The 21,818-nt window shown below is 71.9% G+C and carries 15 protein-coding genes; 3 read left to right on the top strand and 12 right to left on the bottom strand.

Annotated features, from left to right (window positions below):
* Window positions 1–297: 297 nt before the first annotated feature.
* From ACFVVU_RS00075 to ACFVVU_RS00050, 6 genes are all read right to left on the bottom strand, one after another.
* Window positions 298–1,509, bottom strand: coding sequence for an amidohydrolase family protein (locus tag ACFVVU_RS00075; RefSeq protein ID WP_387787084.1), 1,212 nt, complete (start codon window positions 1,507–1,509; stop codon window positions 298–300).
* A gap of 22 nt (window positions 1,510–1,531) precedes the next feature.
* Entirely contained in the window at window positions 1,532–2,512 is a 981-nt protein-coding gene (locus tag ACFVVU_RS00070) for an ABC transporter ATP-binding protein (RefSeq protein WP_387787081.1), read from the bottom strand.
* Window positions 2,509–3,522, bottom strand: a complete 1,014-nt coding sequence (locus tag ACFVVU_RS00065; protein WP_380685448.1) for an ABC transporter ATP-binding protein — start codon at window positions 3,520–3,522, stop codon at window positions 2,509–2,511. The genes ACFVVU_RS00070 and ACFVVU_RS00065 overlap by 4 nt, the downstream gene beginning before the upstream one ends.
* Complete coding sequence (locus tag ACFVVU_RS00060; protein WP_387787078.1) at window positions 3,522–4,523, bottom strand: ABC transporter permease; 1,002 nt, start codon at window positions 4,521–4,523, stop codon at window positions 3,522–3,524. The genes ACFVVU_RS00065 and ACFVVU_RS00060 overlap by 1 nt, the downstream gene beginning before the upstream one ends.
* A gap of 87 nt (window positions 4,524–4,610) precedes the next feature.
* On the bottom strand, window positions 4,611–6,335 hold the full coding sequence (locus tag ACFVVU_RS00055; RefSeq protein WP_387787076.1) for an ABC transporter substrate-binding protein: 1,725 nt from the start codon (window positions 6,333–6,335) through the stop codon (window positions 4,611–4,613).
* Window positions 6,336–6,408: 73 nt separating this feature from the next.
* Window positions 6,409–7,470, bottom strand: coding sequence for an ABC transporter permease (locus tag ACFVVU_RS00050; RefSeq protein WP_387787707.1), 1,062 nt, complete (start codon window positions 7,468–7,470; stop codon window positions 6,409–6,411).
* 315 nt (window positions 7,471–7,785) lie between these two features.
* On the opposite strand from ACFVVU_RS00050, the gene ACFVVU_RS00045 reads away from it, so the two are divergent.
* Window positions 7,786–9,258, top strand: coding sequence for a chlorohydrolase family protein (locus tag ACFVVU_RS00045; RefSeq protein ID WP_380685454.1), 1,473 nt, complete (start codon window positions 7,786–7,788; stop codon window positions 9,256–9,258).
* Complete coding sequence (locus ACFVVU_RS00040; protein ID WP_380685457.1) at window positions 9,255–9,923, top strand: GntR family transcriptional regulator; 669 nt, start codon at window positions 9,255–9,257, stop codon at window positions 9,921–9,923. Before ACFVVU_RS00045 ends, ACFVVU_RS00040 begins: the two co-directional genes overlap by 4 nt.
* A 79-nt stretch (window positions 9,924–10,002) precedes the next feature.
* Here ACFVVU_RS00040 and ACFVVU_RS00035 read toward each other — a convergent pair whose 3' ends face one another.
* Window positions 10,003–11,187 (bottom strand): cytochrome P450, encoded by a 1,185-nt coding sequence (locus ACFVVU_RS00035; RefSeq protein WP_387787073.1) that lies wholly within the window; start codon window positions 11,185–11,187, stop codon window positions 10,003–10,005.
* A 292-nt stretch (window positions 11,188–11,479) separates the two neighbouring features.
* On the opposite strand from ACFVVU_RS00035, the gene ACFVVU_RS00030 reads away from it, so the two are divergent.
* Entirely contained in the window at window positions 11,480–12,976 is a 1,497-nt protein-coding gene (locus tag ACFVVU_RS00030; RefSeq protein WP_387787070.1) for a S1 RNA-binding domain-containing protein, read from the top strand.
* 80 nt (window positions 12,977–13,056) lie between these two features.
* Here ACFVVU_RS00030 and argS read toward each other — a convergent pair whose 3' ends face one another.
* The 5 genes from argS to ACFVVU_RS00005 all read right to left on the bottom strand — a co-directional run bounded on the left by argS (window position 13,057) and on the right by ACFVVU_RS00005 (window position 21,666).
* Window positions 13,057–14,817 carry an arginine--tRNA ligase gene (gene argS / locus ACFVVU_RS00025; protein ID WP_380689412.1) on the bottom strand — a complete coding sequence of 587 codons (1,761 nt, stop codon included), beginning with the start codon at window positions 14,815–14,817 and terminating at the stop codon, window positions 13,057–13,059.
* Between the two features lie 364 nt (window positions 14,818–15,181).
* Window positions 15,182–16,246, bottom strand: a complete 1,065-nt coding sequence (locus ACFVVU_RS00020; protein ID WP_387787068.1) for a ParB/Srx family N-terminal domain-containing protein — start codon at window positions 16,244–16,246, stop codon at window positions 15,182–15,184.
* Window positions 16,247–16,372: 126 nt separating this feature from the next.
* Entirely contained in the window at window positions 16,373–17,383 is a 1,011-nt protein-coding gene (locus ACFVVU_RS00015) for a hypothetical protein (RefSeq protein WP_387787066.1), read from the bottom strand.
* A 393-nt stretch (window positions 17,384–17,776) separates the two neighbouring features.
* A complete protein-coding gene (locus ACFVVU_RS00010) occupies window positions 17,777–18,709 on the bottom strand; it encodes an SWIM zinc finger family protein (protein ID WP_387787063.1) in 933 nt (310 codons plus the stop codon).
* On the bottom strand, window positions 18,706–21,666 hold the full coding sequence (locus ACFVVU_RS00005) for a DEAD/DEAH box helicase (RefSeq protein ID WP_387787061.1): 2,961 nt from the start codon (window positions 21,664–21,666) through the stop codon (window positions 18,706–18,708). The genes ACFVVU_RS00010 and ACFVVU_RS00005 overlap by 4 nt, the downstream gene beginning before the upstream one ends.
* Between the last annotated feature and the right edge of the window lie 152 nt (window positions 21,667–21,818).

Below are 21,818 nucleotides of genomic sequence, written 5' to 3'. Positions count from 1 at the left end.
TTTTTCTGGGCGTGTACCTCGCTCCCCCCGGGGGTGAGCCGGTTCGTCCGGAAATTGAGGGGCTGGGGGGGCTCGGACAGGGCGCACTCTCCTGGGTGGGTGGGGTGGATGGGCGCGCCGTCGCGCCGATCCACCGGGTACGTAACAAGCGTTTTGTACCGTATATCGAACACGAGCCTAGGAGAAGGGGTCGGGCGTGCCCGAGGCGCCGGGGGCGAACCCCTGGCGCCTCGTCGTGCCTCGTAGTTCCTCGTCGTGCCTCGTAATTCCTCGTCGTACCTAGAACACCGCGCCGTGTCAGGCGTTCGTCAGGGCCAGCTGGTCCGCGACGACCACCCCGTCGTGCAGGACCGTACGGTCGGTGCCGCGGTCCATGACGGCGCTGGCCGGGGTCTCGCCGTCGACCAGCAGGAGGGAGGCGCGATCGCCGACCGCGAGGCCGGGCCGGTCCGTGCTTCCCGTCAGACGGGGCACCTCGTGGCTCATGATCGAGGCCCCGCCGAGGGTCGCGACCGCCAGGGACATCTCGATCAGGTCGTCGCGCCGGAAGTTGTTGACGAAGGCCAGCTGCCAGGTGCGGTCGAGCATGTCGCAGTTGCCATAGGGGCTCCAGTAGTCACGCTGGCCGTCCTCGCCGAGGCCGATCCGCACGCCCGCCTCGACCAGGTCCACCAGCGACAGGTGCCCGCGGCCGGACGGTGCCACGGTGGCCATGGCGATGTCGAGTTCGGCGAACTCGTCGATGATGCGGCGGCTGACGGACTCGCTGACCGAGCCGAGTTCGTAGGCGTGCGACATCGTGACCTTGCCCTGCATGCCGAGGGCCCGGGTCCGTTCGATGATCAGGTCGGTGGAGAACACACCCAGCTCACCGGGCTCGTGCAAGTGGATGTCGACCTCGACCTGGTACTTCTCGGCCAGGCCGAACACGATGTCGAGGTGCTTCTTGGGGTCGCGGTCCAGGGTGCAGGGATCGATGCCGCCCATGACCTCCGCGCCCGCCTTCAGCGAGGCCTCCAGGTAGTCGACGGTACCCTCCTCGCGCAGGATGCCGGCCTGCGGGAAGGTCATGATCTGGACGTCGGCCAGGCCCGCGAACTTCTCCTTCGCGGCCACCACGGCCTCGAACTTCTCCAGCTTGCAGTCCACGTCGACCTGCGCGTACGAGCGCACGCGCGTCGTCCCGCGGGCGATCATCCGCTCCAGCGTGCCGGCGACGCGTTCATTGAGCGGGACCTCGGCCGAACGCCAGTTGTCCCGGTCGTTCATCGTCATCGTCCACACGCCCGGGCCGCCGGTGTGCGGCCGGAACGGCAGGCCGATCCTGGTCGAGTCGAGGTGGACGTGCACGTCGCTGAACGACGGCAGCAACAGCCTGCCGCGGCCCTCGACCACCTCCCCCGCCGGACGGGCCGCGGGGTCGTGCGGGCGGATCCCGGCGATGCGGGAGCCGTCGAGTTCCACGTCGCTGGGCTCGCCGCCCCAGGGGCGGGCGTTACGGATCAGCACGGTTGTCGTCACCTCTCTGGTGTCAGTTCTCTGTGATGTGGTGGCAGGCGATGCCGCCGTCCGGCACGCGGTCGGCGCACAGGCCGGCGCGTTCCGGGTCGAGGCGCGCCCGCAGGTGGCAGCGCGAGCGGAACACGCAGCCGGAGGGAGGATCGGTGGGGCTGGGCAGGTCACCGGTCAGCCGGATGCGTCCGCTGCGGTCCGCGTCCGGGTCCGCCTGCGGGACGGCCGACAACAGCGCCTGGGTGTAGGGGTGCCGGGGAGCGTCGAACACCTCGCGGGTGTCCCCGTGCTCCATGATCCGGCCCAGGTACATCACGGCGGTGCGGTGCGCGAAGTGCTTGACGACGGACAGGTCGTGCGCGATGAACACGTAGGCGACACCGGTGTCCCGCTGGATGTCCTCCAGGAGGTTGATCACCTGGGCCTGCACGGAGACGTCCAGGGCGGAGACCGGTTCGTCGCAGATGATCAGCCGCGGCCCCAGGGCGAGTGCCCGGGCGATGCCCACGCGCTGCTTCTGGCCGCCGGAGAACTCGTGCGGGAAACGGTTGTAGTGGTCGGGGCGCAGTCCGACCCGGTCCATCAGGTCCCGCACCGCGGCCTTGACGCCCCCGCGCGGGGTGATCCGCTGGGCCAGCAGCGGGGCGGCGATCGCGCTGCCCACGGACTGGCGCGGGTTGAGCGAGGAGGACGGGTTCTGGAAGACCATCTGCACCTGCCGCCGGTACTCCTGCAGGTCGGCACGGCGCAGTTCGGAGATCTCCCGGCCGTCCAGCCGGATGCTGCCGGAGGTGGGCTGCAGGAGCCGCATGAGCATGCGGCCGGTGGTGGACTTGCCGCAGCCCGACTCCCCCACCAGGCCGAGGGTCTGGCCGGCGTCGACCGAGAAGCTGACGCGGTCGACGGCCCTGACGCCGCCGCCGGACCGGAAGGGGCGGAAACCGCTGGAGCGGACCGGGAAGTGCTTGGTCAGGTCGGTCACCTGGAGCAGCGGCGTCATCGGGCCACCTCTCGGGCCGGTTGCGGGTGGGTCAGGTGGCAGCGCGACGGGTGCGCCCCGGGGCCGGTCAGGTCCGGCCGGCGGGTGTGGCAGGCGCCGTCGGGCACGAGGCGGGTGTGCGGGCACCGGTCGGCGAACAGGCAGCCCTCGGGCAGGGCCAGCAGCGAGGGAGGGAAGCCCGGGATCGGGCGGAGCCGCTCTCCGGCGCCGGTCAGCGACGGCATCGAGTCCAGCAGGCCCTGGGTGTAGGGGTGCCGGGGCGCCCGGAACAGGTCGGCGACGGTGGCACGCTCCACGCAGAGCCCGCCGTACATCACCACGACCTGGTGGCACACCTCGGCGACCACACCGAGGTCGTGGGTCACCAGGATCACCGAGGTCCCGGTCTCGGCCTGCAACTCACCGAGCAGGTCGAGGATCTGCGCCTGGACGGTCACGTCCAGCGCGGTCGTGGGTTCGTCGGCGATCAGCAGTTCCGGTTCGCAGACCAGGGCCATCGCGATCATCGCGCGCTGCCGCATGCCGCCGGAGAACTCGTGCGGATAGGCGGCGTAGCGCCTCCTGGGGTCGGGGATGCCGACCCGGCCGAGCATGTCGACGGCGACGGCCGCCGCGGCCTTCCTGCTCACGGTGTTGTGCACCCGGTAGGCCTCGGCGATCTGCACGCCGACCGGGTGGAAGGGGTGCATCGCGGACAGCGGGTCCTGGAAGATCATCGCGATCTTCTTGCCCCGGTAGGCGCGCATCTGCGCCTCGGTGAGCGCGTTGAGGTCCTGCCCGTCGAGCAGGATCTGCCCGGTGACGGCGGCCGAGGTGTCCTTGAGCAGGCCCATCAGCGCCTGGCTGGTGACGGTCTTGCCGGAGCCGGATTCGCCGACGATGCCGACGGTCTCCCCGCGCGTCAGCGTCAGGTCCATGCCGTTGACCGCGTGGACCAGTCCGTCGTCGGTCGGGAAGGTCACCCGCAGATCGCGGATGTCCAGCAGGGGCGCGGCGTGTGGTGTGGTCATCAGACAGCCCTCACTCGCGGGTCGATGACGGCGTAGACGGCGTCGACCACCACATTGGAGACGATGATGAAAAACGCGGCGACCATCGTGATGGCCATGATCACCGGCAGGTCGCCCGACTGCGCGGCGTGCACCGCGGTGAATCCGACCCCGGGGACGGAGAAGATCTGCTCGGTGAGGACGGCGCCGCCGAGCAGCAGGCCGATGTCCAGCCCGAGCATGGTGACGATGGGCGTGAGGCCGGCCCGCGCGCCGTGCCGCAGGACGATGCCGGGCCGGGCCAGGCCCTTGGCGCGGGCCGTGCGCATGAAGTCCTCGCCGAAGGTCTCCAGCATGCTGCTCCGGGTGACCCGGATGTACTGCGCGCTGAACAGCACGGCCAGCGCCACCCACGGCAGCAGGTAGTTGAGGACCCAGGCCCACGGGCCGGCGGCGCCGAACGGCGAGGAGATGGCGTTGGTGGTGAACGGCAGCACGTGCAGGGTGCTGACGAAGACCAGCAGCAGCAACAGTCCGGTCACCGGGATGGGCAGGGACACCCCGACCGAGGCGGCGCCCACGATCAGCTTGTCGGTGAACCGGCCCTTGCGCAGCGCGGCGAGCAGCCCCAGGCCCACGCCGACCACGGTCCACAGCACGATCGCGCCGCCCGCCACCGACAGGGTGTACGGCAGGGCCCGCCCGAGGACGGCCGTGACGTCCTCGTTGGTCTGGAACGACTTGCCGAGGCAGGGCCACTGGCACAGGGTCTCGGTGCCGGGGGCGCCGATCATCCGGCCGTGCAGCAGGCCGGACATGTAGTCGACGTACTGGGTGAGGAACGGCTTGTCCATCCCGAGGGCGACCCGGGCCTCGGCCACCCGGGCCGGCGTGCACTCCTGGCCGCAGGCCGCCGCGGCCGGATCGGCGGGACCGAGTTGGAACAGGCTGAACGTGACGAAGCTGATGACGAGCAGCAGGGCGATCATCGCGGCGGAGCGCCGCAGCAGGAATCCGGTCATGGGCGTGGCCTGTCGGCTCGCAGGGAACTCACCGTGGTACCTCTCAGGGGCGGCGGAAGCGGGTGGTCGCGTCGGGCGGTGGGGTCGTCAGTGCTCGACGCCGACGGTCGACAGGTCGATGCCGCCGAAGAAGTAGCCGACCTGCGCGCCGCGGATCTTGGAGCCGACGACGCTGTTGGTGAAGTTGCGCACGAGCGGGACCAGCGGGTAGTCCTGCATGGCGCGGTCGAACAGGGTCGCCCACTTCTTGCCCAGCTCCTCGCTGGTCCCGTTGGTGCCCCGCAGCTCGTACATGGCCCGGGAGATCTCCGGGTTGTAGTAGCGCGGGATGTTGGAGAAGCCGTAGGTCGTGCCGTCCACGCTCGGGCCCAGGTTCGGGTCGATCGTGGTGCGCACCGAGCCGCTGTCGGCGCCGCCGCACCAGCCGCTGCGGGCGATGTCGGGCATCTGCTCGCCGGCCAGGGTCGTGAAGTAGTTGGCCGCCGGAATGGGCCGCAGCTCCAGGTCGATGCCGATCTGCTTGAGGTTCTGCTGCAGCGTCGTGCCGATGTTCTTGTAGCGGGGGCTGCTGTCGGCGTAGCCGTACACCAGCTTCTTCGGGAAGGTCTTGCCCTCCAGCAGCTTCTTGGCCTCGTCCGGCTTCGGCTTGCCGGACGGGTCCAGGTCGCTGTGCTGCTCGACGTAGCCGCGCTGCGCCGGGTTGATGTAGGACTGGGCGAGCGCGCCGAACCGGCTGCCGCCGTACTGGAGGTGCATGGCGCTGCGGTCCATGGACAGCGCGATGGCCTTGCGGACCTGCGGGTCCTCGATCGTCGTGGTGTTGAGGTCCAGGACGTCGGTGCAGCCGAGCAGGCCGGACGCGGTGCGCTTCTTCACCTCGGGCGTGTTGAGCTGCGCGGCGTCGGACACCTGGAGGCCGCCGTTGCTGTCCAGGGTGAGGGCCGTCGGGTCGGAGTCGGCGATCAGCTGCTGACTGATGGTGGCCTGCGCGGTGGAGAGGGTGAAGGTGAAGGTGTCCGGCAGGGCCGGCCGGTTGGGGTCGGTGGCCGGGTCCCACTGCTCGTTGCGGACGAGCTGCAGCGAACGGCCGCGCTGGTACGACTTGATCTTGTACGGGCCGGAGGAGACGGGGTGGTTGGTGTAGTCGAGCCTGGTGTCCGCGCCGCTGGGCACCGGCGCCGTGTTCGACCGGGAGACCAGCGCCGGGAATTCGGCGAAGGGCTGCTTGAGGTGGAAGACGATCGTGCGGTCGTCCGGGGTGTCGATGCCCTTGAAGTCGGCGCCGTTGTAGGGGCCCTTGTAGGTGTCGTCGGCGAGCGCGGAGTTCAGCTCCTGCGGCGCCTGGGTGTAGACGTCGCGGGCGTAGGTGCGCTCGACGCCGTACTTGATGTCCTTGCTGGTGATCGGCGTGCCGTCCTCGAACTTCAGCCCCTCGCGCAGGGTGTACGTCCAGGTCAGGCCGTCCTCGGAGTGCGTGCCGAGGTCGGTGGCGAGGTCCGGCACGATCGTGGGCGGCGCTCCCGCCGTCTCCTTGGCCATGGTCAGCGTGCGGTAGTACAGCTGGCCCACGTTGGCGGTCTGCACGTAGTTGCTGTTGCCGGGGTCCAGCGTCTGGAAGTCCGTGGACATCAGGACGTTGACGTTGCCGCCCTTGGTGTCGAAGCCCTTGCCGACGAACACGGGGTCGAAGGTGCCGGCCGCCGCGCCCGCGGCGGCGCCGGAGCCGGGCGCGGGCTTGCTGCCGCTGCAGGCGGTCAGGGCCATCGCGGTGGTCAGGGTCAGGGCAATCGCGGCTGCGATACGTCGCTGCACAGCGTCTCCTCGGGGAGGGTGGGGGTGGGAGGGACGTCGAACGCTTCGAAGGGGGCCGAAGCGCGGGGGTGGTTCAGTGGCGGGAGGACTTGGGGTCCAGCGCGTCACGGACGGCGTCGCCGAGCAGGTTGAAGGCCAGCACCGTGATCACGAGCGCGCCCGCCGGGACGGCCAGGAACCAGGGATCGGAGAGGTACCAGTTGCCGGCCTGGGCCGCGTTGAGGATCTGTCCCCACGACGGGGTCGGGTCCTTGACGCCGACGCCCAGGAAGGACAGGGCCGCCTCCGCGGTGATGTTGGTGGGGATCAGCATGGTCGCGTAGACCAGCACGACGCCCATCACATTGGGGATGATCTGCCGGAAGATGATGCTGCGCCGGGAGGCTCCGTAGGAGCGGGCGGCCTCCACGAACTCCTGCTCCCGGAGCGACAGCACCTGTCCCCGCACCACGCGGGCCAGGTACGCCCAGCCGAAGAAGCCCAGGATGATCACCAGTGAGGCGACCGGCAGCAGGCTTCCGGAGTCGAGCGCGGTGCCGCCGAGACGGGACTGCAGGATCGGGGTCAGCGACAGGACGAGCAGCAGGTGCGGGAAGGCCAGGAACAGGTCCATCACCCGGCTGATCACCATGTCGACCTTGCCGCCGAAGTATCCGGCGGCGGCTCCGATCACGGTGCCGAGGAAGACCGACACCATCGTCGACAGCAGCGCGATGACCAGCGAGATCCGGGCACCGTAGGCCATGCGCGCGAAGATGTCGCGGCCCAGGCCCGGTTCGAGGCCCAGCCAGTGGTCCGCGGACGGGAAGCGGTAGTACGTCAGCGGCAGGCCGGGGGTGTCGAGCTCGTCGAGGTGGTCGGGCCCAGTCAGGGAGGTGTACGGGTCCTGGCCCTCGATGGCGGTCAGCAGCGGGGCCAGGATCGCGAACAGCATGATCAGGGCCACGACGACCAGCGCGCCGACGGCGATGCGGCTGCGCCGGATCCGCAGCCACGCCGTACCGAGGAGGGTACGCGCGCCGGCCGGCTCCGCGGAGGGGCCCGAGGGTGTCGTGGCGGGCGGCGGGGAGAGCGTGGCCACCTGTTCGCCGGAGGGCTCCGACGCGTCGGCGGGGGGCGTCCGGCTCGGCGGCACATGCGGATCCAACACGTCGGTCCTCCGGCGCTTGGGGGTGGGGGGTGACCCGGACGGTATACCGAAATCAGGATTCGCCACCAGACCCGACACGCCCGAAATATCTCGCCAGGTATCGGGCGAAGCCGCCACCCGTCGCTCGCACGACCACCCACATGCACTCTCACCTGCGAATATGCCCTGACGTGCGGCACCCCTCGGCGCGCCGGAGGACGTCGCAGCGCAGGTCACGATCGCGGCGCGAACGCCGACCCCTTCCCCATTTGGTATGCCAGCCTCTAGGTTGTCCGCATCCAACAGCTCCCTGGAGGTCACATGCGCACGCGTTGGCGCGCCCGTCACGTACTCGCCCACCAGAACGGCGGCCACGCGCTGCTGCGCGACGGGGAGGTGGTGTGGGAGGACGACGTCATCGTCCATGTCGGCCGGGGCTACGCGGGTCCGGTCGACGTCGATCTGGACCTCGGCGACTCGCTCGTCATGCCCGGTCTGATCGACCTGGACGCGCTCACCGACATCGACCACCTCGTCCTCGACTCCTGGCAGGGCCCCGGCCTGAACGGCGCGTTGCAGTGGTCCCGGGACTACTTCGACCACCGCCGCCACGACGTCCTCACCTCCGACGAGCGGCGCACCGTCCGCGAGTTCGCCCTCGCGCAGCTGGCCCTGCACGGCATCACCACCTACATGCCGATCGCCTCCGAGGTGCACAGCTCCTGGGCCGAGCCGTACGACGAACTCGTGGCGATGGCCGAGACCTCGCGCCGCATCGGGCTGCGCGGCTACCTCGGGCCCGCCTACCGCTCCGGCGTCAACGTGGCCCTGCCGGAGGGCGGCCGGGAGGTGGCGTTCGACGAGGAGCGGGGCCGCGCCGGCCTGGACGACGCCGTCCGCTTCCTCGACCACCTCGACCGGCTCGCGGACCCGCTGCTCACCGGCGTCCTGCTGCCGTGCCGCATCGAGACCCTGACCGCGGAGCTGCTCCGCGAGACGGCGGCCGTCGCCCTGCGCCGCGATGTCCTCGTGCGGCTGCACGCCCTGCAGGGCACCGTGGAACGCGAACTGATCGAGCGCCTGCACGGCATGACGCCCATCCAACTCATCGAGGACAGCGGCCTGTTCGAGACCCGGCTGCTCATCCCGCACAGCGTGGTCCTCGACCGCCATCCGGACGTGCACGGCGAGGACCGCGGCGATCTGGACCGGCTGGCCCGGGCCGGGGTGTCCGTCGTGCACTGCCCGCTGACCTCGCTGCGGTACGGCTCGGTCCTGCACTCCTTCGGCGCCTACCGGGACGCCGGCGTCAACCTCTGTCTCGGCACCGACTCCTTCCCGCCCGACCTGGTCCGCGGCATGGACACCGGCGTGCAGCTCGCGAAGCTCGTCGACGGACGGTTCGACGCGGCCCCCGCCGAGCACTACGTCGAGGCCGCGACCCTCGGTGGCGCGCGTGCGCTGGGCCGCGCCGACCTGGGGCGGCTCGAACCCGGCGCCCAGGCCGACCTCGTCGCCTTCGACCTCGGCGACATCCGCGACGGCGTCCAGGACGACCCCGTGCGCACCTTCCTGCTCAGCGGCACCGCCCGGCAGGCGACCCATTCCGTCGTCGCGGGCCGGCCGGTCCTGGTGGACCGCGCGCTGCCCGGCGTCGACCTCCCGGCCCTCAAGCAGCAGGCCCAGCACCTCTTCGATAGGATGCGGGCGGCCTACAGCGAACGTGACGTCATGCGCCGGGACACCGATACCCTCTTCCCACCCACCTTCCCCGACTTCCGGATCCAGGCATGAGCGAAGAACCCCCCACCTCGACACACGTGGACCGCGCCGAGGCGTTCATCCGTGCCGGGATCCACTCGGGCGACTATCCGCAGGGAACCCGGCTGCGCGAGCGCGAACTCTCCGAGTCCCTCGGCGTCTCCCGCATCCCGGTGCGCGAGGCACTCGTGCGGCTCGCGGCGGAGGGCCTCGTCGTCACCGAACCGCGGCGCGGTGCCACCGTGCGCCGGCTCACCCTCAGGGACGTCGACGAACTGTTCGACCTGCGGCTGAGCCTGGAGGTGTTCGCGGCGGGCCGCGCCACCGAACGGTGCGCCCAGGGGTACGACGATCCCACGCTGCAGCAGATCATGGACCGGGCCGAGGACGCGACACGGCGCGGCGACGCCGCCGACATCGCCGCCGCGAACACCGCCTTCCATGCCGAGATCATCACCATGACCGGCAACCGGCTGCTGCAGGCCTCCCTCCAGCCCTCCCTCGGCCTGATGCACTGGCTGTTCCGCCTCACCTCCACCGAGGCCGGCCCGCGGCTGCACTGCGAGGAGCACCGGGAGATCTGCCGCGTCATCTACTCCGGCCGGCCCAAGCTCGCCGAAGCGCTGGCCTACGCGCACATCGACGTCCGCCGCGAACCGGTGCTGCAGGCGCTCTCGGAGGTCCTCCCGCCCGGATAGGACCGGCCGCCGGTGACGGCGGTTCCGGTGCCGGGCGCTCCGGGACCGACGTCACCGGCCACCGGTCGCTCCGCACCGGTCACCAGGTGACGGGGAGCGCGTGGAGGCCGTAGACCTCGTTGTTGACCCGGTAGGGCACCTCCTCGACCGGACACGCGAGCGCGAGACCGGGCAGCCGCCGCAGGAGCGCGGGCAGCGCGATCCGCAGTTCGGCGCGGGCCAGGGTCGAGCCGAGGCAGCGGTGCGGACCGTGCCCGAAGGTCACGTGCGACACGGGTTTGCGCTCGATGTCCAGGAGGTCCATCCCGGCGCCGAGCACCGGGTCCCGGTTGGCCACCGGCAGCTGGCAGACCACCTGGTCACCGGCCTTGATCGGCACGCCGCCGATCTCGGTGTCCCGTCGCGCGGTCCGGGCCAGCGCGGTGCTGGACACCGACAGGTACCGCAACAGCTCCTCCACGGCGCCGTCGATCAGCGGATCGCCCTCGGCCGCGTTGCGCAGCCGGTCGGCCTGTTCCGGGTGCGACAGCAGGGCGAGCACGCCCAGGCCGATCGTATTGGACACGGTGACGTGACCGGCGAGCAGCAACAGCTCGCAGACACCGACCAGTTCGGAGTCCGACACCGCGTCACCGTGCTCCCGGACGAGCATGCCGATCATCCCGTCGTCCGGGCTGCGCCGCTTCTCCGCCACCAGGGAGGCCGTGTACGCGCGCGACTCCCGGCCGGCCGCGAGCCGCTCCTCGATCGGGAGTCCGAGGTCCAGCGTGGTGCGGGACCAGCGGTGGAACGCCCCCTGGTCGGGGTCGGGGACGCCGAGCATCCCGCAGATCACCCCGAGCGGCAGCGGCAGGGCGAAGTCGTCCATCAGGTCCGCCGCGGAACCCCGCGACTCCATGGTGTCGACCAGCTCGCCGGCCAGGGTGCGGATCATCGGCTCCAGTGCGCGGATCCGCCTCCCGGTGAACTCCGGCGTCAGGACGTGGCGCAGCCGGGTGTGCTCCGGCGGGTCCATGTTGAGCAGCTCGTCGGGCAGGACCGGGCTGCGCTCGGGGTCGTACATCGCGAACGTCTCCTGGTCGGCGAGTACCCGCCGCACATCGGTGTGCCGGGTGACCAGCCAGTACTCACCGACCCGGTGCAGCCAGAAGTCCCGGACCCGCCGGACCGCGTCCCCGCGTTGGACCTCCCCCAGCTCCGAGCCCGGGTGGAGCCCGTCGCGGCGGTAGAAGATCGAGATCGGCGGCACTTCCTGCTCGCTCATGGGACCTCCCGTGATCACCCGATATCCCCTCCCGATACCCAGGTACCCGTGCCGCCGCGCACTCCGGCCGCGATCCCGTGGCAGCGCGCAGGAGCGCGGCGCCCTCCGGCGTGCCCCGTCCCCGCGCCGGAGCCGCCCCCCTGCTCTCCCGACCCCCGGGCCCCGCCGGTGGCACTCCGTCAAAGGCAGGCCCAAGCCAAGGATCCGAGCACATAGGCTTGTCATGTGATCACATCATCCACCCGTCTCTCTCCGGCCGTTGAGGCAACGTCGAGCCCCGCGGGGCGCTGACATGCCGCTGCCGGTCCACCGCATCGCCCCGCACGCCGCCGTCCGCCCCCGGGACCGCGTCGTGGCCGCCCTCGCGGAAGCGGCCGACGCGTTCGCCCGCGACAGCGGTGTGGAGCACCTGACGATCGACAATCCGATGCTCGACGGGTTCTTCCACTACGCGTGGCACCCGGGAGCGGCGGACTTCGGGCTCGCCGAGCTCTTCCCGCCCGGCCACCGGGGCTATCACGACGGCGCCCGCGTCCCCCGGGCCACCGGCCTCGGCCTGGTGCGGGCGATGCTCCGCCGCAGCGGCATCTGGTGCCGGCTGCAGGACGGAGACCGGTTCTTCGTCCATGTCGGCGAGGATCACGACTTGTACGTCGGCAGCACGGCCCCCTGCCCCGGCGCACTCGACCGCTGCCGCGAACTCGGCCTGGTCACCGAGCGGATCGACGCCTCACCCTACGACCCGGCGTTCGACCGGGCCGAGCTGCTGCCGCCGGCCGACGACGCGTTCTGGGCCGCACTCACGGCCCTGGTCGCCGAGCGCGGCGGCGTACTCCTGGAGGAGACCTACGTTCGCAACGGGTCGCGCTGGCACCGCCTGACGACCGCCGGCCTCCCCTCGGTCCGCGGCGGACTGACCCCGCGCGCCAGACTGGCCGTCTGGCCGGACCTCACCGACGACATCGGCCCTGTCCTCGACACCATGAGCCGACCCGACCGGCTCCGGCTCCTCGTCGCGCAGCAGCCGGACGGGCGGATCCACACGCGGATCGCGGAGCCGTGGATGGCCTCCCGCACAGATCCTCACGGCTACTCCCGGGGGTCCGACAGCCTTGCGTTGATCCCGCTGCTCGCTGCCGAGCGCGACCCGCTGATGGCCGCGGCCCTGCCCGACCGGGACGGTGTCCTTCGCGTCCGCTGGCGGACCAACCCCACCCGGGCGGACCGAAGGCGCGCATTCCTCCGCACGGTACGGACGGGCGAGATCCGCACCGGGCGGGTGGCCGCGACGCCCTCGTTCGGTGTCTTCGTCGACCTCGACGACGACCTCGGGCGGGGCGTGGGCTTCATCAACATCCCCGAGCTGTCCTGGACCCGCATCGAGGCGATCACCGACGCCGTGCAGGTCGGACAGCAGATCCGCTTCGAGGTCCTGGGCGTGGACCTGGAGCGCGAACAGGTCGCGCTGTCGCTCAAGGCGACCCAGGAGGACCCGTGGCGGCGCTACTTCGACGCTCGCGGCGCGGGTGACATCGCCCCCGGCACGGTGACCGCACTCGTGCCGTTCGGCGCGTTCGTCCGCCTCGCGCCCCACGTCGAGGGCCTCGTCCACCTCTCGGAACTGAGCACGGAGGACGTCGACGCACCCGAGGAGGTCGTCCGCGTGGGCGACCGTGTCCCCGTCCTGGTCACCGAGGTCGACTTCGCACGCCGCTGGATCCACCTGTCCGTGCGGCAGGCCGTCGAGGCGTCGAACCACGATCCTCGGATCGGCGAGCGCGAACGGTAGGACACCCCGCGGTCGTGGCCCTGCCCCTGCCGTCCACCGGTTGGTGGACGGCAGGGGCAGGCCCCGGGGACCGTCCCGGGCTACAGCCGCTCGGGTGTCCCGATGCCGAGCAGGTCCATGCCCTGGCGGAGGGTCCGGCCGGTGAGTTCGCAGAGCAGCAGCCGGGTCTCCATGACCTCGCGGCCGGGGGCCTTGAGGACGGGGCAGTGCTCGTAGAACGTGGTGTACGCCGCCGCGAGGCTGTGCAGGTAGGCGCAGAGGCGGTGGGGCTCGAAGGTCTCGGCGACGAGGTCGACGGTGGCGCCGAACTCGTCGAGGAGCAGCCCGAGGGCGCGTTCGGCCGGCTCCAGGGCCACGTCCCGGTGGGCGTTCGGGGTGACGGCCTCGGGGGCCTTGCGCAGGATGGAGCGGATGCGGGCGTAGGCGTACTGGAGGTAGGTTCCGGTGTCGCCGGTGAGGGAGACCATGCGGTCGGCGTCGAAGACGTAGTCGCGGGTGCGGGAGGTCGACAGGTCGGCGTACTTGACCGCGCCGATGCCGACCTGCTTGGCCCGGTCTTCGAGTTCCCCGGCGGCGAGCTGGGGGCTCTTCTCGGCGACGACGGTACGGGCGCGGTCGACGGCCTCGTCGAGGAGGTCCATGAGGCGGACGGTCTCGCCGGAGCGGGTCTTGAAGGGCTTGCCGTCCTTGCCGAGGACGGTGCCGAAGCCGAGGTGCCGGGCGCGGACGCCGTCGGGGAGCCAGCCGGCGCGGCGGGCGGTCTCGAAGACCATCTCGAAGTGCAGGGCCTGGCGGCTGTCGACGACGTAGAGCAGCTGGTCGGCGCCGAGCACGCCGACGCGGTCGCGGATGGCGGCGAGGTCGGTGGTGGCGTAGCCGTAGCCGCCATCGCTCTTCTGGACGATGAGCGGGGTCGGTTCGCCGTCGGGGCCCTTGATGTCGTCGAAGAAGACGCAGAGGGCTCCGTCCGAGCGGACGGCGACGCCGGAGGCTTCGAGGTCGGCGCACACCTCGGCGAGCATCGGGTTGTAGTGGCTCTCGCCGACCGCGTCGGCGTCTTCGAGGAGGACGCCGAGGCGGGCGTAGACGGCTTCGAAGTAGACCTTCGACTCGTCGACCATGCCCTGCCAGGACGCGACGGTCTCGGCGTGGCCGGCCTGCAGCTCGACGACGCGCCGGCGGGCGCGGTCGGCGAAGTCGGCGTCGCCGTCGAACTTGGCGCGCGACGCCTTGTACAGGCGGTTGAGCCGGGACATCGACGGGCCGGAGCCGTCCGGCTCGGTGCCTTCGTCGAGTTCGGCGGGGTGCTCGACGAGGTACTGGATGAGCATGCCGAACTGGGTGCCCCAGTCGCCGAGGTGGTTGCGCCGGACGACCCTCTCGCCGCTGAACTCCAGAGTGCGCACGAGCGCGTCCCCGATGATCGTGGAGCGCAGGTGGCCGACGTGCATCTCCTTGGCGATGTTCGGCTGGCTGTAGTCGATCACCGTGACGCCGGCCTCGGCGTTGCCGCCGACACCGAGCCGGGCATCGGCCGCGCGGGCGGCCAGCCGGTCGAGGATGGCGGCGTCGGTGACGGTGACGTTGACGAAACCGGGCCCCGAGACCTCCAGCCTCGCGATCACCTGGTCGGCGTCGAGCTTCTCCAGCACGCGGGCGGCGACCTCGCGGGGGTGGGTCCGAAGCGGCTTGGCCAGGCCGAGGATGCCGTTCGCCTGAAAGTCGGCGCGGTCGCTTCGTCGCAGCCGGGGGTCACTGTCCGTGGCGTCGGGGAACGCGGCGGAGATCGCCTGCGCGAAGCGCTCGTGCAGCGTGTCGGCGATGGAGAGGACCGTAGGCATGGAGAGAGGGACCACTTCCGTGAGGGGGCGGATCTGCGGATCAGCCGCAGGCGTCGCACAGCGCCGCACCGTCGACCGGTGGACGCCGTGTGCTGATCATCCCATGACCACCGCACGGAAGAGCTCGAATTATCCCCGCCGCGATACGACGCGCGCCCTCAAGGAGCTGCTTGCGACGAGCTCTTGATGTTCCATCATCGCAGGAGGAGAGCTGTCCGACGGGGAGGTGCCGCGGGACCGCGGACGGGGCCCGGACCCGCGTCGGCTGCCGGGAGGGCCGGTCGGTGATCGCGAAGCGGACCGGCCGTGGGTGGCCGGTCCGCTTCGGCGGGCCCCGCGGCTCGCGGCCGGGCGCCGGGCCCGGTCAGCCCAGGCCGTTGACCCGCTTGTACTCCAGGGCGTAGGCGAGCTTGCCGGGCTTGGCGTCGGAGTACGGCTTGCTCAGCTTGTCGAACTCGCCCTTGGTGTCCGGCTTGCCGGCGTTCCACTGGTCGAGCGCGCCCAGGTCGGCGGCGGTGAAGCCGCTGTCGACGACGGTGGCCTTGGGCAGCGCGGTCATCGTCCGGGTCAGGCTCCTGACGGTGGCCAGGTAGCTGCCGAGGTCGTTGCGGTCCCAGCCGGACAGGTCGACCGGCTTGGCGTCCCGGACCCAGCTGCCCCAGTAGAACTCCTGGAACGGCAGGGAGTTCTGGGTGTAGCCGATGTCGCGGCCGAAGTAGAGCAGGCTGCGGTACTTGTCGTCGCTGAAGTTGGCCAGGCCGACACCGGTCGGCAGCTTGTTCACCTTGACCCGGTCGCCCTCGGGGCCGCGCAGGTAGACCCACTTGTTGGCCTGCATCCGGTCCCAGAAGTCCTGCCGGGTGAGGCTGCTGTAGTTGGCCAGCACCCGCAGCCGGACGTGCAGGTCCGCGCCGCCGTCCGGGGTCTCGTAGAAGGAGGTGAGGGTGTGGTGCCCGTCGGTGAGGAACGGCTCGCCGTGCGGGCCGATGACGACCGTCTTCATGGCCGCCACGCTGTCGGCCGTCTCGGCGCCGACGGGGAGCTTGCAGGTGAAGGAGGACGGGTCGTCCAGGCGGGCGCCGGGCTGGGCCGTCGCCACGTCGACCCGCCCGTCGGCCTCGCACCAGTCGCCGAACTTCTTGTTGATCGCGTCCTTGCCGAGGGTGTAGCGGCCGAGCTTGTAGTACACCTCGTCATAGCCCAGCGCGGGCTGGGTGGGGTGCACGTCGCCGATGCGGACGTCGAGCAGCTCACCGGGCTCGGCGCACAGGTACTGCGTGAACGGCGTGGAGCGGTTGTCGTGCCCGCACAGCGGCGGCCGGGTGCCCGGCGCGCCGGGAGCGGCGTACGCGGTCGGCGCCGACACGACCACCGCGACGGCGACGGCTCCGAGGGCCGCGGCACGGCGGGACGGGGGGATGGAACGCATGGCACTCCTCGCATCAGGGGCGGACAGGCCCGTGAGCGTGGCAGCGCCCGGCCAACGCCGGGCCTCCTGACCGCGACGTCCAGGAGAACCCCGGTCAACGATCGTGCCGGCGACGGCGCACGAGCGTCACGGGCTGCTCTCGGCCGCGACGAAGGTGTACGCGCCGAGTTCGAGGAACAGGGCGTCCTGGAGCCCGGGCACGCCGGTGAGGGGGACGGCGAGCCGCAGCTCGCGCGGTCCGGCGTTGGTGGTCACCGGGTTGTAGGCCCGCAGCACGATCCGGGCGTCGCACGGGAGCGGCTGGTCGAACCGGACCACGACCGTGACCGTGCCGGAGTAGTTGGCGGGCAGCAGGACGGAGCGCGTGTAGCCCTCGTCGGTGCCCGGCGAGTAGATCTGCGCCGTCAGGCTGAACGGGGCCTGCTGGTCGGTGTTGGAGAAGGTCGCGGTGCCGCCGGGCAGGTCGGTGCCGGAGACCCCGAAGACGAATCGCGTCGGGGTGTTGTTCAGGTTGCAGACGGCCAGCTCGGAGAGGACGTAGCTGGTCCGCTGACACGGGATGACGTCGATGTTGCGCCAGCCGACGTTGGGGTTGTACCTGACCCAGTTCAGGTAGTCGACGAGCGAGCCGAAGGTGGGCAGGGTGGCGGGCATCGGGTGGGCGGGCGTGTCCACGGTGGTGATCGTGCAGTAGTGGCCCGGCGGGTTCCGGCTCGGCCAGACGAAGGCGGACCTGCTGACGCAGATCTGTCCGGGAGGGATCTCCCGGGAGCCGCCGCGGACGGTGAACGGCACGGTGGTGCCGCCGCCCTCGGCGTTGATCGGGGTCCACGCCCGCGGGTCCAGCAGCAGTCCCCCGGGGGCGTAGTAGAGCCTGACGTTGCCGGAGCTCGGGCAGCCGGTCCTCAGGTTCTTCCCCCGGACGTAGATGCGGTTGAGCCTCCCGTACACGATGGGGTGGCTGATTCCGAGGTCGGGGCCGTCGTAACTCGACTCCAGCAGCGGGAAGTCGAGGATGTCGCTGCCGAAGGGGATGATGTCCGGGGACTCCCAGACGGGGTCGGCGGTGGGGGTCTGTCCCACGTCCCGGAAGTTGTCCCGGACCAGGATGTCGTTCCAGTTGGCGGCGGCGTTCACGGTTCCTCCCGAGTGGACGGTGCGTGCCGGGTGCGTGCCGGGTGTGCGCTCGGTGCGCCGGTGCGGTCTTCCGGTCTGTTCCGGGAAAGGCGTCCTTCGGACCGCCGCAGGAGGCGGCAGGCCCTCATCGGCGGCCGCGGTGACGGCCGCCGGACAGGTCGGTGAGTCGGTCCTGTGGTACCGGGAGGGCGAATGCGCCCGTTCCGAACGTCCCGGTACGGAAAAATGTATCGGGCCCGAACCACCGGCCCAATAGGCCGGACGAGTGAATGCCCGCCATGTTCCTTTATCGGCAGGGAGGTTGGGGTTGTGCGCCCCGATGCGAGCGCCGGTCCGACGGACCGTCGGACCGTCGGACCGTCGGACCGGCGCTCGGGATGCCTTCCCTGCGGTTCAGCCGTCGAGCAGCTCGACGAGGACCTCGACCGGCTCGGCGGCGGAACCGTGGGTGAAGGCCAGCAGCTCACGGGCGCGCACGGCCGCGTCGGCGACCAGCCGCTCCAGCGGGTCGGCCCCGACGCCGCCCGCGGAGGCGTCCTGCCGGACGGGCGGTCCGGGCAGCGGCGGCAGCTCGGGCAGCGCCGCCGGCTCGCGGCCGAACACCTCCTCGGCCGGCGTGCCGTCCGGCAGCCGCACCGCGTCGGCCCGTACCTCCTCCGTCACATCGTCGGCGTCGACGCCGTCGGTGTCCTCGTTCCCGAATCCGCCGACGATCGCCTGCACCAGCAGGGCGGACCGGGCTTCCTCCCGCGCCTCCCGCGGGCCGCGCCCCCGCAGCAGGAGCAGCAGCACGGTGTCCTCGTCCAGCAGCCAGGACACCTGGTAGCAGAGCGCCGCCGCGTGCTCGCAGGGGTGGGCGAAGGCGTCGCAGTCGCACTCCGCGTCCAGGTCGCCGTAACCGGGCAGCAGCCGGACCCGGGCGTCCTCGGCGGCCTCCAGCAGGTCGGGCGGCAGTTCACCGGCGAGCAGTTCCTCGATGACGCCCGGCCGTTCGGCGGCCTTCTCCCAGAGCGACTCCCAGTCGCCCTCGTCGAGTTCCTCCAGAGTGAGCAGCGTCCTGAACGGGGCGCCGTCCTCGTGGCCGGTGGTGGAGACGCGCCCGGGACTGACCGTGATCGGCCCGAGCCGGCCGGTCCGCGCGTAGGCCCGGCCCTTCTTCAGCGTCTCCTCGTCCAGGGCGGTGTCCTCCAGCGCGTCCGCCCAGGCCCTGCCCCACCAGGACCGGCCGCGTGACCGGCCGCCCCGGCGTGCGGCGAAGGCCGGGAAGCCCCGCGCGACCGTCCCGTCCCCGCCCGTCCCGTCCCCGCCCGTCCCGTCGCCGCTCATCCCGCACTCCTCAGTTCGACCAGGTGGGCCAGCTCTTCGTTGCTCAGCCGCGTCAGCGCCTGCTCCCCGGCGCCCAGTACGGCGTCCGCCAGGCCCTTCTTCGCTTCGAGCAGCGCGGCGATGCGGTCCTCGACCGTGCCCTCGGCGATCATCCGGTGCACCTGGACGGGGCGCGACTGCCCGATGCGGTGGGCGCGGTCGGTGGCCTGGGCCTCCACCGCCGGGTTCCACCACCGGTCGTAGTGCACGACGTGGTCGGCGCGGGTGAGGTTGAGTCCGGTGCCGGCGGCCTTGAGGGACAGCAGGAAGACGGGCACCTCGCCGTCCTGGAACCGGCGGACCATCTCCTCCCGGCGCGCCACCGGGGTGCCGCCGTGCAGCAGCAGGGTGGGGACGCCGCGTTCGCGCAGATGCGCCTCCAACAGCCGTGCCATGGTGACGTACTGGGTGAACACCAGGGCGGCTCCGCCCTCGGAGAGAATGGTGTCCAGCAGTTCGTCGAGCAGTTCCAGCTTGCCGGAACGGCCGGCCAGCCGGGCGCCGTCCGCCTCCTTGAGGAACTGCGCGGGGTGGTTGCAGATCTGCTTCAGACCGGTGAGCAGCTTGAGCACCAGTCCGCCCCGGGCGATGCCCTCGGTGGCCTCGATCCGTGCCATGACCTCGCGGACCTGGGTCTCGTACAGGGTCCGCTGCTCGGGGGTGAGGGGGACCGGGCGGTCCGTCTCCGTCTTCGGCGGGAGTTCGGGGGCGATGCCCGGGTCCGACTTCCTGCGGCGGAGCAGGAACGGCCGGACCAGTTCGGCCAGTCGCCGTGCGGTGGGGCCGTACTCCCCCTCCTCCCCCGGCGGCGGTCCGGACTGCGCGCGTTCGGCGCGTTCGGCCTCCACCGCGGCGATCCAGCGGCTGCGGAAGCGGCCGTGTCCGCCGAGGAGCCCGGGGGTGGTCCAGTCGAGGACGGCCCAGAGCTCGGAGAGGTTGTTCTCGACCGGCGTGCCCGTCAGGGCGATCCTGGCGCCGGCGGGGATCAGCCGCAGCGCCTTCGCGGTGTCGGAGTGCGGGTTCTTGACGTGCTGGGCCTCATCGGCGACGACTGTGCTCCAGCGGTGCGCGCCGAGCCGCCCGGCGTCCAGGCGCATGGTGCCGTAGGTGGTCAGGACGAAGCCCGAGTCGGCGCCCTCCAGGGTGCGGTCGGGGCCGTGGTAGCGGCGCACGGGCGTGCCGGGGGCGAACCTGGCGACCTCGCGCTGCCAGTTGCCCAACAGCGAGGCGGGGCAGACGACGAGGGTGGGGCCGGCGCTGTCCGGGCGCTCCTGGCGCAGCAGGTGCAGTGCGATCAGCTGGACGGTCTTGCCCAGGCCCATGTCGTCGGCGAGGCAGCCGCCGAGACCGAGCGAGGTGAGGCGGTCCAGCCAGCGCAGGCCGCGCAGCTGGTAGTCGCGCAGGGTGGCCGCGAGCGCGTCCGGCTGCTCGACGGCTTCGGTGCCGCCGTCGGGTTCGGCCAGGCGTCGGCGCAGGGCGAGCAGCCAGGCGCTGGACGCGACCCGCACCTGCGTGCCGCCGATCTCGGTGTACCCGGTGAGGGCGACGGCGAGCGCCTCGACGGCGGTGAGCGGTCGGAGGTCGCGTTCGCGGGCCTTGCGGGCGGTGTCGGCGTCGATGAGCACCCACTGGCCGCGCAGCCGGGCCACCGGCCGGTCGGCGACGGCGGCGGCGGCGACCTCGGCCGTCTCCTGCTCGGTGAGGGTCTCCCCGTCGAGTTCGAGCCGCCGGCGCAGGTCGACCATGCCGTCACCGCCGAAGAAGGACCGCAGGTCGGTGGGCGGTGTCCGCTCGCCGCCGAGGACGGCACGGGTGGTGAAGGAGCGGACGGCGCCCTCGGGCCGGATCAGCTCGATGCCGTGGGCGGCGAGCCGGTCGGCGGTGTCGCCGAGCAGGTCCTGGACCTCGCGGTCGGTGAGGTCCAGGGCGGAGGGCACCGGCAGCAGGCGGGTGAGGGGCTGCCAGACCTCGGCGGCCCGCCGTACGGCGAGCGCGGTGTCGGCCCGGGCGCGAGGTCCGAACCCGGCCGTCCCGACCGCGGCGAACAGCTCGTCGGCATCGACGGCGAGGGTCGGGTCGGCCAGGCTGGACACCCGGGGCACCAGGCGCAGGGCGGGCCGCTCGCCCTCGCCGGCGGGCACCAGGTCCAGGCGCAGCGTCAGCCGTACGCCCGAGTCGAGGCCGGCCGAGAGCTGCTCGGCCCAGGCGCGCAGCTGGGGGACGTGCTGGGGTTCGACGGCGGCGAAGGCCCGGCGGCCGGTCGCGGCGGGCGCGGCGGCGGTGCGCGGCAGGGTGTCGGCGACCGCGTCGACGAAGGAGCGGAGCAGGGCGGTGGCGTCGGGCAGCAGCAGCGGGCCGCCGGGCGGGACGGGCAGGGGCAGCGCGAGCGCCTCGGCCGGTGCCGCCGCGGCCAGTTCGCGGATGCGCCGGACGTCCTCCGGGGCGAGCGGGCCGACGCGCCAGGTGTCGTAGCCGGTGGCGGAGACACCGGGGAGCAGCCGTTCGCGGGCGGCGAGGTGCAGGCCGAGGGCGGTGGCGGCGCCCCAGTAGGCGGCGGACGGGCTGGGGGCGGCGGCCGTGGATCCGTCGGTGGCCGCCTCGGTGTGGAGTCGGCGGGCCAGGGTGAGGGCGGGCAGCGCCTCGGCGACGGTCAGGCGCAGGACCGGGCGGCGGCGGACCGCGAGGGTGCCGCCGTCGGCGGTGACCAGCTCGGCTTCGCCGGGTTCGCCGGGTTCACCGGGTTCACCGAAGGGCGGCCCCGCGGCGGAGCCGGAACCGGGACCGGGACCGGGACCGGGACCGGCCGGATCGTCGGGGTACCGGTACACGAGCCTTCCGGTGCGCCCCGGATCGCCCGGCTCGAAGGCCACCGCGCACTGCGCCAGCAGCTCGGCCCGCTCACGCGACATCCACGCCATCTGTTCCGCCCCTGGTTCGTCGTCGAGTCAACTTCCGCGGCCCGCGCGTGGACACCCCTAGGAGCTGTTCAAGGTTCGGATCTTGGAGTGACTCAGTTTCGGGCCAGTGTCTCTGGTAGAACTCGAGGACGTGGCGCGTTTTGACGTGACGG

Origin of the sequence: Kitasatospora sp. NPDC057965 (genome assembly GCF_042887135.1) — a bacterium.
Taxonomy (GTDB): Bacteria; Actinomycetota; Actinomycetes; order Streptomycetales; family Streptomycetaceae; genus Kitasatospora.
Note: the sequence above shows the minus strand (reverse complement) of the source record. Positions and strands in the feature narration are given on the sequence as shown.